General features: G+C 46.5%; 9 protein-coding genes. 7 read left to right on the forward strand and 2 right to left on the reverse strand.

Going from position 1 to position 13,139, the window contains the following annotated elements:
* Positions 1 to 38: 38 nt before the first annotated feature.
* Together tssG and tssF are read right to left on the reverse strand one after the other, a co-directional pair.
* On the reverse strand, positions 39 to 1,064 hold the full coding sequence (gene tssG / locus ACIP6T_RS01240) for a type VI secretion system baseplate subunit TssG (RefSeq protein ID WP_097094641.1): 1,026 nt from the start codon (positions 1,062 to 1,064) through the stop codon (positions 39 to 41).
* A complete protein-coding gene (tssF, locus tag ACIP6T_RS01245) occupies positions 1,064 to 2,944 on the reverse strand; it encodes a type VI secretion system baseplate subunit TssF (RefSeq protein WP_400454952.1) in 1,881 nt (626 codons plus the stop codon). The genes tssG and tssF overlap by 1 nt, the downstream gene beginning before the upstream one ends.
* A 571-nt stretch (positions 2,945 to 3,515) precedes the next feature.
* On the opposite strand from tssF, the gene tssH reads away from it, so the two are divergent.
* The 7 genes from tssH to tssC all read left to right on the forward strand — a co-directional run bounded on the left by tssH (position 3,516) and on the right by tssC (position 13,099).
* Positions 3,516 to 6,182, forward strand: a complete 2,667-nt coding sequence (gene tssH, locus ACIP6T_RS01250) for a type VI secretion system ATPase TssH (RefSeq protein ID WP_400454954.1) — start codon at positions 3,516 to 3,518, stop codon at positions 6,180 to 6,182.
* A gap of 94 nt (positions 6,183 to 6,276) precedes the next feature.
* The gene (locus tag ACIP6T_RS01255; protein ID WP_400454957.1) at positions 6,277 to 6,825 is read left to right on the forward strand and encodes a fimbrial protein; all 549 of its coding nucleotides are present in this window, start codon (positions 6,277 to 6,279) and stop codon (positions 6,823 to 6,825) included.
* Positions 6,826 to 6,930: 105 nt separating this feature from the next.
* A complete protein-coding gene (locus ACIP6T_RS01260) occupies positions 6,931 to 7,683 on the forward strand; it encodes a molecular chaperone (RefSeq protein WP_400454958.1) in 753 nt (250 codons plus the stop codon).
* A 142-nt stretch (positions 7,684 to 7,825) separates the two neighbouring features.
* Positions 7,826 to 10,387, forward strand: a complete 2,562-nt coding sequence (locus tag ACIP6T_RS01265) for a fimbria/pilus outer membrane usher protein (RefSeq protein WP_400454960.1) — start codon at positions 7,826 to 7,828, stop codon at positions 10,385 to 10,387.
* Entirely contained in the window at positions 10,372 to 10,968 is a 597-nt protein-coding gene (locus ACIP6T_RS01270) for a fimbrial protein (RefSeq protein WP_400454962.1), read from the forward strand. Before ACIP6T_RS01265 ends, ACIP6T_RS01270 begins: the two co-directional genes overlap by 16 nt.
* Positions 10,969 to 11,047: 79 nt before the next feature.
* Complete coding sequence (gene tssB / locus ACIP6T_RS01275; RefSeq protein WP_097094636.1) at positions 11,048 to 11,575, forward strand: type VI secretion system contractile sheath small subunit; 528 nt, start codon at positions 11,048 to 11,050, stop codon at positions 11,573 to 11,575.
* Positions 11,576 to 11,593: 18 nt separating this feature from the next.
* Positions 11,594 to 13,099 (forward strand): type VI secretion system contractile sheath large subunit, encoded by a 1,506-nt coding sequence (gene tssC, locus ACIP6T_RS01280; protein WP_097094635.1) that lies wholly within the window; start codon positions 11,594 to 11,596, stop codon positions 13,097 to 13,099.
* Positions 13,100 to 13,139: the final 40 nt, after the last annotated feature.

Genomic DNA, 13,139 nt, shown 5'->3' on the forward strand with positions numbered 1-13,139 from the left:
ATAAGCTAGCGTTAATGGCATTCAGATCAGGTCCTGCTTCATGAAGCATTGTGATACGTCTCCGGTTCAAAACTCATTCCTGGCAGTGGCGAATCGTGGTTTTCGCGTTCAAGCCAGCTGGTGTAACCGAGCTGGTAGGCATCGCCGAGGGTTGCGCAGGGTACGTCGCTGGCATTGAGCACCAGGCTGACTTCCCATGCATATTCAAAACCGACGAACTGCCGAATCCATTCACACAGCACCGGTAAATCCTGACCCCATGGGCTAAAGCGGATGTATTGCTTCAACGTCAGTGGGCCAAAAATGAGCTGAAACTTATGCTGACGATCCAGAACGGTATCACCAAGCATGGCGCCATCACCGAGCAGTGCACTCTCCTGACCAAAGCCCAGTTGAGTTTGATCGTCACGCTGTAGCGTTATCCATTGGCCGACGTATTCTCTGATTTGTACCGGCAGTCCAAAGTAGTAATTCAGTGCGCCGAGCAGACCTTCAGGATTACGCGCTTCACGCACAAGGTGCGAGGCTGCGGAGAGACGAGGGTGCTGTGGCAGGACACTTTCTGCTAGCTCCTGAGGATCGATACCCATCAGACTGCCGGTATAAAACGAAAAGCGTTCCTCATGTGGACGATCAAGTGCCGCAGTGTCCTGAGAAACAGCCCATGCCCGGTAGAGTTTGGAAAGCGCACGATGATGAAAAAGGTCTACGAAATTCGTTAGCGTCGTATCATGCTGTTCATTCCGTATGTAGGCCATTTCGGTCTGATGGAGCGGCATTGCACCCTGCGGTCCCCAGATCCCCAGGCTAAACAACTTCAGGTGTGTCTTATCATCTTGCTGACTAACGCTTTCAATTTCTCGTGGGGCAAACACCATATGTGGTGACTGGCCAATGATGAAATTTTCATTATCGGGCAGCGCAGACGTACCGGGAGCGGGCAGTTCAGGTGAACGCGCTGCCAGGGTCCGCATTAAACTGATAAAACCGCTATCCCAGGGTTTGGACTCATCAAACCAATTTTCAAGCCCCAAAGGGAGTGGAGCCGGATGCTCTGCAGGCATTACAACACTCCCCTGCGACCGTGACGCGGTTGCCAGAGACCAATTCGGCCACGTTGCATCGTCAGCAATTCGGTTTCTGTGAAAACATTTATGGCGGCATGACGCGCCAGATAGTTTTCCATGATCATGCCGAACAAATAGGGGCTAATGCCGGAGAAGCCCTCTTCATCAATAGTCAGTGAACAGCGAATCCCCCGGCCATATACCAACAGGCCATTGCCCGGTAAACGACGAATAACCGGTTCACTTTTGCACCCTACCAACGCATCAATCTGGGTATTTGCTTCATGGTCCGCGCTGTTAACAAACAAGCGAAGCATGTTACGCATCGCTTCGCCCCCTTCACTGTGAGGCATATCTGAGAGAGGGAGATAGTTGTAGCTAAGTTGCCTGATCAGGCGCCAGGCCGATTCACCTTTAGCAAAGGGTGGGCGAGGTGCACTTGGCTGAAACAGAAAACGAGCACCGCTGACAGGAGCCGATTCAGTCATCGTGAGTGTGAAATTGCCGTCTGCCGTAATCAGGCAAGGTAAATCGCGGTTTGTCACCAATGCTTCAATGGAAAGGTAACGAATATCATCGCTAAAGGGCGCGTTCTGCTGATCAACTAATGACAGGAACACCTCAGTGCCGGCATACGCGGTACGGGTATCGTATTTACGCGTGTTGCGCTTACCCGTGTGATTTTTCCTGATGGTCGAAAAATAGCGGCCGTAGTTGCCTTTATCGCTATGGCGGGTTTGGAAAAGAGGATTGAAGTTGATCTCCTGACTTGTTTCAGCCTTTTGACCAAATACTTTTTCAATGGAATAAATTTCAAAATCCAGTGGCCGACTCCGATCGGGTAGCACGTGAAATTCATTCAGTTTGCGATTGATTTCCAACTTATCCATGCGGCGTGGCAGCAGATTAATCACCGGGGTGCAATGCAGTAAAAAGCGAGATGCCGTGACATGGCTGGCCAGCGCTTGTGACTGGCGATCAAGCAGGAAGATGATTTCCATTTCATCTGAAGTGTTGTACTTCGCCGCCGCGGCCAGTTGCGTAACGGTAAAAAAGTAAAAACGCTGACGGCAGGAGAAGTACTCATGTACCAGATTGTGACCATGGAACATGTTCCATGCGACAGGCAATAAGCTCTGCTCGGGTTTGAGGCTATCGAAGCTCAATGCATCTTTGCTGATGACGGTATCATGTACCTGGCCATCATGTTTACCGCGAAGAATAGTGGCAACGTGGTTGCTATACAGCAACTCGAAGATATGTGACACCACACGTTCATCACCATTGATATAGATCGGCAGACGATCAAGCCCTTCGAGCTGCGAGAAGGACAAACCCGCAGGCAGTTTTAGCTTGATGCGGAGCGTTTCTTTAAGTCGCTGCGCCGAAATTCGATGGCGCTCAAGTGAGGGCATATCAGGTGGCAGACTGGTCAGGCGTGCATCTGTGACTTCAAAGGGCCATAGCTGGACGTCCTGGCCACTTCGAAACTCACACCGCGTAACTTCTCCTGGCGCAATTGGCGTGAGAAAAGCGCTATTGCGGGGAACGGTATAACCTTGAGTGAGATCGCCTTCTTTCAGGCTGGGCTGCAGCTGCACAACACCCATTGAAGGAGTAGGCGCCGTATAGTTCGGGTAAACAATATCCAGCAGTCGACGTGTAAAGAGGGGAAATTCAGCATCCAGCTTAATTTGCGTACGCGCCGACATAAAGCAAAAGGCTTCAATTAAGCGCTCGACAAAAGGATCGGCGACTTCAATACCATGCATGCCAAGACGTTTGGCTATTTTAGGATGCTGCGTAGCAAATTCACGCGACATCTCACGCATGAACGTAAGCTCTTTGTTGTAATAATCGAGAAAATTATGTTCCATTTGCGTTCTCTGAATTACTGTCTTGACGGTTTAGATAGGACAGCCAGCGTTTTTATCTTGTGTGTAATCTTTTCATTAAACTGGTCTGTCTCACTCCGTGAAGAGTTCATTATTTTTATTAGTTTAATACCCACCTTAGAGTGAATTTATTCTAAGGATTAATTTGATGAATGAAATAGTCGATGGATTACGAATTTGTAGGTTTATGCTTATTGGTCTTTTCTCTTTGCAATATTATAAAAATAAAAGCAATAGATGATTGTCTTTTATGTAATTGATTTTATTGATTATTTTTAATGTATGTTAGTTATTTTTGTTAGTGACTTTAATGTTTTATCTTCAGGTTTAAATAGCGTTTTCAACGTGAGCCTTCATCTTTTGTGATAATTTCAACACCTAGGAATTTTGTTGATTTTATTCCTAATGTGCATTTTAGGTCTTCACAAAAATAGTTTATGGAGATAAATTTCTTCGCATTGAGTGCTTAGGGATTGCACTTCACTACACACAGATAGCATAACAACATAACAAAGTGGTTCATCCACTTAAAATAGAGTTAAAGGTGACAAACGTGGCTATTATCAGAAAGAACTTATTTGGAAAGCTGGATAAAACCTTATTCGCCACTATTGAGAGCGCAACCACCTTTTGCAAATTGCGCGGTAATCCATATGTTGAGCTAGTTCATTGGATAAATCAGCTTTGGCATAGCGATGATAACGATATTAAGCATATTGTCCGTTACTTCGATATTGATGGTGAACAAGTTGAGCGAGGGATTGCCCAGGCTCTGGGGCGCCTGCCAACGGGAGCCAGCTCAATTTCGGATTTCTCATATCACATTGAGCTAGCGATTGAACGCGCATGGGTATGTGCAAGCCTCGAATGCCTCGATAACCGCATTCGTAGCGGCCATTTAGTCCTCGCACTTCTGAGTAATATGGAACTTCGTCGCACGTTGCTGGGCATTGCTCCCGTGCTCGATAAAGTCGCGCTAGACGTGCTGAGTAGTGATCTGAAATACATTACTCGTGAGTCGCCAGAAGCAACGGAAGATGCGAGTGATGGCACCGCATTTTATGAAGGCTCCATGCCGGGCGAAGCGAGTCAGGCGATGGGGCAGAGCAGCACTGCTTCGTTAGCGCAATACACCACAGATCTGACGTCACTGGCGCGTGAAGGAAAAATCGATCCTGTTCTTGGGCGTAACCAGGAAATTACCACCATGATCGACATCCTGTTACGTCGTCGCCAGAACAATCCGTTACTGACGGGTGATGCAGGCGTGGGTAAAACGGCTGTCGTTGAAGGGCTGGCACAGGCGATAGTGTCAGGCGCCGTTCCCCCTGCGCTTGAAGAAGTACGCTTATTAACGCTGGATGTTGTCGCACTCTCAGCGGGTGCGAGCATGAAAGGGGAGTTTGAGGCACGCCTGAAAGCTGTCATTGATGAGGCGATGGCCTCAGTGCAGCCCGTAATTCTTTTTATAGATGAAATTCATACCCTTGTTGGGGCGGGCGGAAATGCCGGGACGGGTGATGCGGCGAATTTACTTAAACCCGCCCTGGCGCGTGGTCAGCTGCGAACCATTGGCGCAACCACCTGGAGTGAATATAAGCGGCATATAGAAAAAGATCCGGCATTGACTCGTCGCTTCCAGGTGTTGCAGGTGAGTGAACCTGATGAGGAAGTGGCAATGTCGATGCTGCGTGGGCTCGTGCCGGCGCTGGAAAAACATCACGGGGTTTGGATCACCGACGAAGCCGTACAGGCTGCAGTCAAGTTGTCGCACCGTTACATTCCGGCGCGTCAGCTACCCGACAAAGCGATCAGCTTGCTGGATACCGCCTGTGCCCGTATCGCGGTAGCGCAATTTGCCGCCCCAGCCGAGCTGCAGAAATTGGTATGGCAGCAGGAAACCGCACGAACAGAGCTTAAATCTTTAGAGAAAGCTCATCAGTTTGGTCGCGAATCTTCAGAGCGAATGAACTCGCTGACCGCTTCTTTAAATGAGTGGGCTGAATCAGGTGAGGCACTTGAGAAGCGTTGGCAGAACGAGCGTGAGACTGTCAACCGTATTGTGGCGTTACGTCAGCAGATTGCCCAGTCTCTGTCGCAGGAAGAAGAAAGCTCAGTTGAGCTGGCCATATTCCGAGAACAGCTTCAGTACGAAGAAAAAAATCTGAGACTAATCTCGGCTGATGAGCAAATGGTTCAGGCTGAGGTGAATGAAGAGGTCATTGCGCACATCGTTGGCGACTGGACGGGGATTCCCGTAGGCCAGATGCTGAAAGATGAACTCAAAAAAGTGATGGAGTTGCCTGCGCGTCTTAATCAGCGCGTGATTGGACAATCCGCCGCTCTGGATCAACTTAGCGACTGCATTATGACGGCTCGCGCAGGACTGGCCGATCCAAGAAAACCACTAGGCGTGTTTATGCTGGTGGGGCCATCAGGTGTCGGTAAAACCGAAACTGCACTGGCGATTGCGGAAAGCATGTATGGCGGCGATCAGAATTTGATCAGCGTAAACATGAGCGAGTATCAAGAGTCGCATACCATCTCTTCGTTAAAAGGCTCACCTCCTGGTTATGTCGGATACGGCGAGGGTGGGGTGTTAACGGAGGCTGTGCGCCGTCGACCTTATAGCGTGGTGCTGCTGGATGAAGTAGAAAAAGCGCACCCAGATGTTCATGAACTTTTCTACCAGGTCTTTGATAAAGGCCAGATGGAAGATGGTGAAGGACGCAGCATTGATTTCAAAAACACGGTATTGCTGCTAACCAGCAACACCGGAAGCGAATTGATCAGCCAGCTGTATGCAGATGAAGAGACTGCACCGGATCAGGAAGGCTTATTAGCCGCATTGCAGCCGGAATTATTGAAGGTATTCCCGGCGGCATTTTTGGGCCGAGTCAATGTGGTGCCTTATTTACCGCTGCAACAAAGTTCATTAGATAAAATTGTCAGACTGCACCTTACTCGTATTCAACATCGTGTAACAACGCAATATCAGTGTGAATTGCATTATACCGATGCTGTTGTTGCACATGTGGTTTCACAGTGCCGAGTTGCGGAAACAGGGGCTCGTCTGATTATTCGAATTATTGAGCAAACTATCACAACGCTACTAGGTAAGGAAATTTTGGCTCATCACGCGAAGCTGAAAAACAATCTCATTACCTTAGACAGAATAAGTGATCAGTATGTGGTGACATTAGCAAAAGCGTCATCATAGCTCAGAAAAAATATTTCATTGCTCAGGTGATACCTGACATGGGATGTCAAAGTAGTTTTAATTTTAACGGAATATCTATTTGAGGATAGTAATAATGCGCATGTTGAAAACTTCAGTTGCAATTTTGGCTCTGATCGCAGCAGGTAATGCAGCAGCAGCTACCAGTGGTGATATCACCTTTAAAGGTAAAGTTATCACCGCTACCTGCTCGATCGTTCCTACGGACGTAAATAAAGTGGTTACTCTGCCAACAGTGAATACCACATCATTGGCGAACCCAGGGGATCAGGCTGGCTCTAAAAACTTTACTATTAGCGTAGAAAACTGCCCACAAAATGCAGATCCAGCAAACCCGACAGAGGTGGCTGTCCATTTTGAAGCGATTGGTAGCTCTGGTTTTGATGCAAAAACAGGTAACCTGACAAACGCTGCTCTGACCGATCCGGCTGGAGAGGTTCAGGTCCGTTTGTATAACTATGGTAGTAGCAGTGTTATTAAGCTGGGTGATACTGGTACCTACTTCCCAATCGATGTTGCTACCGGAACCGCGACTACAACTTACGTAGCGGGTTATTATGCGAGTGGTCGTTCCACTGCGGGTAATGTTGAAGCGAAAGTCCTGTACTCACTGGCATACAACTAAGAAAAATTAAAGTAGGTGCCCTTAATGGGCACCACTTTTTAAAATCAGAAAATTAATAAATTAAAGTTTGTTTGCTCATGAAATATTATGCGGCTGGTAAATATTATGTTTAAAAAAATCCTTTTAGCTTCACTATTACTTAGTGCGGTGTCACCGGCATTTTCTTCCATTATAATCAGTGGAACGCGCGTCGTTTTTCCAGGTGATCAAACTGAAGTCAATGTTCGCACTATTAATCGAAGTGATAAACCCGCGTTGGCCCAGGTTTGGGTTGATGACGGAGACACCAAGGTTGACGTGCAAAATACCAAAGTTCCCTTTATTGTTACGCCCCCGGTCTTTCGCATAGAGCCTAATAAAGGTCAGAGTATTCGTATGATTTACAACGGTATGGCGCTTCCACAGGATCGTGAATCTATTTTCTGGTTCAACTTGCTGGAAATACCGCCTAAGGCCAGTAACGATAGTGGTGGGCAAAAGTTGGAGCTGGCGTTTCGTACGCGAATAAAGATTTTTTATCGTCCCAAAGCCCTGCTTAAAGGCTCCGTCTCAACTGAGCTTGATAAGCTGGAGTGGTCACTAGTAAATGATAGTAATCATGGTGCAGGACTAAAATTAAAGAACCCTACTCCTTACTATTATTCTTTCAATAACATCAATGCCTTCTCTCAAAATAAAAAAGTGAGAATGACATCAGATATGATTGCACCAAAATCTGAGAAGGTTTTTTATCCAGAAAACAAGTCTAAGTTGTCATCCATTACCTCTATGGATTTTCAGTATATTAATGAGTTTGGTGGAATTGTCTCCGAGAAATTTAAGTCACAGGGTGGTGGTTTCATAAAAGATAAAAAGTGAGTTTTTTGAAAAAAAGATCTCTATGAATGCTTAGCCGCAAGCCTTAATTAATGGATTATAAAACCCCTTAAAAGGAGTTTACACTGTGGTGCCTAGTAAATATTCAGGGAATGGACCTCTCAGTAAGTTTAAGAAGATTAGCGTGCTAATAAAACTGGCGCTCTGCTTCCCATTGATTGCTGAAGGTCAAACAAATGTGCAGGAAGTTCCACAGGTCTCAGATAGTGCAGTTACGCCAGAGAAAATAAATTTCAATAGTGGTTTTTTGCACGGTTCGAACATCGATATTTCCCGTTTTACTGATGGGAATATGACGTTTCCTGGTGTTTATAATGTTACTACCAATGTGAATGGAAGGGCTCGCGGCTATCTGAAATTAAGCTTTATCCAATCAAACACTAGCGACAATGCGCAACCCTGTTTCACTCAAGGACAGCTGAGCCAGTTAGGATTGGAGCCTGATGAGAAACGCGCAAAACAACTCAGAATAATACGCCCAGATGGCGCGGATCATTGCTATTTCATTGACCGCTGGATTGAAGGCGTCAGCAGTAACTATAATAGCGGCGATTTTGAACTCAATATGCAAGTGCCTCAGCTCTATGTGCGCCATCGCAGTGATGATTATGTTGATCCAAGTTTATGGGAATCTGGTCAAACCGCTGGTTTTATCGATTATGCCGCTAACTTTTGGCAGGTTAATCAAGGTGTAGGAAAAGGGAATAGTAATAATACTGCAAACTTAGGTGTGACGGCTGGGTTTAATGCGGGGGAGTGGCGCGTACGTAAAAGAAATAATTTTAGCTGGAGTAACCAATCGCCATTTACCTCGCAAAATAGTTATACCTATGCGCAGCGTGATATTACGCCCTTAAAAGGCGTTCTCACTGTTGGTGAAACCAGCAGTAATGGCCAGCTGTTTGATAGTTTCAGTATGCGTGGCGTAATCCTACAGACGGATGAGAGGATGTTACCCACTGAAATGCGTAACTATTCGCCTATTCTGCGTGGTGTGGCTGAAACTAACGCCAAAATCACCGTTCGCCAGCGTGGGCAATTACTGTATGAAACTATCGTACCTCCTGGACCTTTTGCTATTACCGATCTCGGGGCAATGGGGTACGGCGGTGATTTGGTGATGACAATAACCGAAGCCGATGGAAGAACCAGACAGCAGCTTATACCGTTCTCAGCACCACCTATGCTGTTGCGTGAGGGTTCGTCGCGCTTCTCTTTAGCTCTTGGTCAGTTAAAAGAGGAGCAAATAAATGCACATCCCGATCTCTTTCAGGCGACTTATCATCGTGGCCTAATGAACTTCTGGACCATGTACGGCGGCGCGCTGATTGGTGAGCATTATAAAGCTTTTGGCGCAGGACAAGCGTTCAATACGCCAATAGGGGGACTCTCGTTTGATGTCATCAATGCCCGTAGCGTTTTGGCAAATAATACTCAGCGCTTAGGAAACAGTTACCAGGTTAATTACAGTAAATATTTAGGACCAACCGATACCAACATTACGCTGGCGGCTTATCGCTACTCTTCTCGTGGCTATTACAGCTTTCGTGAAATGGCGCTGGCTCGGGAGGCAGTAAACACGCAAGAGCGTAATGGATATGACTCACCATACGTTAATTATCGTACGCAGAATCGCTTTACAGCCAGCGTCAATCAGAAAATAGATGATAATAAATCGCTATGGTTTAGCGGGAGTTTGGCGAGTTATTGGGGATCCCAGACCGAATCACGTCAGTACTCAGTGAGCTTTAATCACTCACTCGAGAAGTTTAGTTACTCAATCTCCGGGTCACGCTCGCGTGCTGGTAATGGTAGTGATGAGAATGTTATTCAACTGGCAATTAATATACCGATTGGTGGAAGTTATACCAATAAGCCATTGTTTAATTCTTTATACAGCACGGTGAGCAAAAGTAATCTAAGTGGTACGAAGTTCCAAACTAATGCTACAGGTTCTCAAGGTGACCAGAGTGAGTTTACATATAGTGTAGGTGCGAATACCGGCAATAAATCAAGTGATAACGCGGTAAATGGAAATATTCAATATCAATCTTCTGTTGGCCAGGTTGGCCTGAGTGCAACAGCAAATGATTCGAACACGCAATTTTCTGGATCAATGAGGGGGAGCGTAGTCGCCCATGCGGGTGGAGTAACGCTGGGACCTCCAATTAACGATGCACCGTTTGCCATTATTGAGGCAAAAGGCGCAGCAGGGGCAAGAATATTTAATGGACAGGGGGCGAAGATTAACCGTTTTGGTTATGCCATTCAGCCTTCTCTTTATCCATACCGTGAGAACGCAGTTCAACTCGATGCGAAAGGTTTACCCGATACAGTTGATGTTCTTGATAATGAAAAACGCGTGTATCCGCGCCAGGGAGCGGCATTATCTGTCGTGATGAATACGATCACCGGGACCCCAATGATTCTGACATTACGCGACAGTTCTCATAGTTACCTGCCTATTGGGACCGATCTTATGGATGCGAACGGCAAGAGTCAAAGCGTGGTAGGGCAAGGTGGTCAAGCCTTTATCCGTGGCTGGGATCCGGCGCAAGGGCCGCTATTAGCAACGGTTGGTGAAGAGAAGCTTAAATGTATAGCGAAAGATGCTGCACCTGTGAATAAGGCTGTTTCTGAGGATCTGAATATGGTCCAACTGGAGGTGACATGTTTACGCAACTAGGTGGGAAAACTTCATTAAACGTGCTGCAACCTTTACTTGGCATGACCTTAATGCTGATTGGTTTTTCCGCGGCTGCAGAGAGCTGCGCAATCAAAGGCAGCTGCAATATTGATGTGACATTTTTGGGAACGTTCTTGGCGCAGACTTGCGACGTTAGCGTTAATAATGGTGGTGAATCAGGAACGGTGGTATTGCCCACGGTATCATCGCAATTATTACAAAAAAGTGGAGATGAGATAGGGAGCACGCAATTCCCTATTTCTCTGAGAAATTGCCCGGTTAACCGTACCATTGAGATGCGTTTTACCACCAGTGGTGGAAATACATCAGACAGTGAGACGGGTAACCTGGTGAATAGCACCGGCAACGATTACAGCAATGATGTTCAAGTGCGGGTGCGGAAAATTGACGGTACACAACTGAGTATCGACGATAATAACAGCTTTCAGGAGTATTTAATTCCTGCAAGTGGTGATGAAGTGACACACAACTTTATCGCCAGTTATTATGCTAAGAGTAATGGAGCAGTGAGTGCGGGGCTTGTGCAAACTCGCTCCACCATTGACCTGACTTACAAGTAACTGCAGTAAGAAATGAGTGATTAATGATTCCGGATTAACATTCGGGTACGTTTAAATAATAAAATGCAGAAAGGTTATCATGGTTAATAAAAATAATTCGCAGAAGTTTATTGCGCGAAATCGAGCGCCTCGCGTTCAAATTGAATACGACGTTGAAATATACGGTTCTGAAAAGAAAGTTGAACTTCCATTTGTAATGGGTGTACTTGCAGACTTATCGGGTAAACCACTTGAACCGTTGCCACTGGTTGCCGATCGTCAATTCCTGGAAATTGACATCGATAATTTCGATGAGCGTATGAAAGCAATGCGTCCACGTGTGGCATTTGCGGTACCGAATACGCTGACCGGTGAAGGTCAGCTGATGATTGATGTAACTTTTGAAAGTATGAGTGACTTTGAGCCTGATGCAATTGCTCGAAAAGTTGATTCTCTTTCCCAACTACTAGAAGCACGTACTCAACTTGCCAACCTGCAGACCTATATGGACGGTAAAGCGGGAGCGGAAGAGTTAGTGATGAAACTTCTGCAGGATAAAGCGCTGTTAAATTCTCTGGCCTCTGCGCCTAAAAAGAGCAATGACGGCTCTGAAGCGAAACCTGCGTAGAGTAAATAAGGAGACATGATGTCAACTTCACGAATGATGGAAAAACAAAATGCGGCAGCACAAGCCGCTTCTCAGGCAAGTGCATTTAGTTCTTTGCTGAATAAAGAGTTTAAAGTTAAATCCGAACAGACCAAAGCTGCAGTTGAAGGCGCAGTGAGAACGCTGGCTGAACAGGCCTTGGTAAACTCGGTGACGGTATCTGACGATGCTTATAAAAGTATCGCCTCAATTATTGCCGAAATTGATCGCAAGCTGTCAGAGCAAATTAACCTGGTTCTTCACCATGAAGAGTTTCAGTCGTTGGAAAGTGCTTGGCGAGGTCTGCATCACTTGGTAACCAATACCGAGACCGATGAAAAGTTAAAGCTGCGCTTTATGGATGTATCCAAAGAAGAATTACGCCGCAGTATGCGACGCTATAAAGGGACATCATGGGATCAAAGCCCACTCTTCAAAAAGATCTATGAAGAAGAGTATGGCCAGCTCGGCGGTGAGCCATACGGCTGTATGGTGGCGGACTATTTCTTCGATCACTCTGCTGCCGACGTGGATCTGCTGTCATCGATTGGTAAAGTGGCCGCTTCTGCACACATGCCATTCATTGCAGGTGCATCGCCGAACGTATTGCAGATGGATTCCTGGCAGGAACTTTCTAATCCACGCGATCTAACTAAAATCTTTACTCAGAATCTGGAATACGCGGCCTGGAACAGTCTGCGTCAGTCTGAAGATTCTCGTTATATTGGCCTGGCAATGCCGCGCTTCCTGGCTCGTCTGCCATATGGCACCGTTACCAACCCGGTTGAAGCCTTCCATTTCGAAGAGAACACCGACGGCGAAAACCACAGCAAGTATGTCTGGTCGAATGCTGCCTATGCGATGGCGGTAAATATCAACCGTTCCTTTAAAGAGAACGGCTGGTGCACCATGATTCGTGGTGTTGAGAGTGGCGGTGTAGTTGAAGGTTTACCGTGCCATACCTTCCCGACCGATGATGGCGGCGTAGACATGAAATGTCCGACCGAAATCGCTATCTCAGACCGTCGTGAATCTGAACTGGCTAAAAACGGTTTTATCCCGCTGGTGCATCGTAAAAATACCGATTTTGCCGCCTTCATTGGCGCCCAATCACTGCAGAAGCCAGCAGAGTATTATGATGCTGACGCAACAGCTAACGCCACGCTTTCAGCGCGTTTACCTTACCTGTTCGCTTGTTCACGTTTTGCACACTATTTGAAATGTATTGTGCGTGACAAAATCGGTACGTTTAAAGAACGCGACGATATGCAGCGCTGGTTAAACGACTGGGTAATGAATTACGTCGATGGTGATCCGTCTAACTCCTCAATTGAAATTAAAGCTCGCCGTCCACTGGCTGCTGCTGAAGTTATTGTTGAAGATGTTGAAGGCAACCCTGGCTATTACCAAGCCAAATTCTTCCTGCGCCCGCATTTCCAGTTGGAGGGTTTAACCGTATCTCTGCGTATGGTAGCCAAACTTCCTTCTGTTAAAGGCGGAGCCTGATTTAACTATTCGGTTTGACAATGGACATTAAGGACAATGT

Source organism: Pantoea sp. NPDC088449 (assembly GCF_044753225.1).
GTDB classification, from domain to species: domain Bacteria; phylum Pseudomonadota; class Gammaproteobacteria; order Enterobacterales; family Enterobacteriaceae; genus Pantoea; species Pantoea floridensis.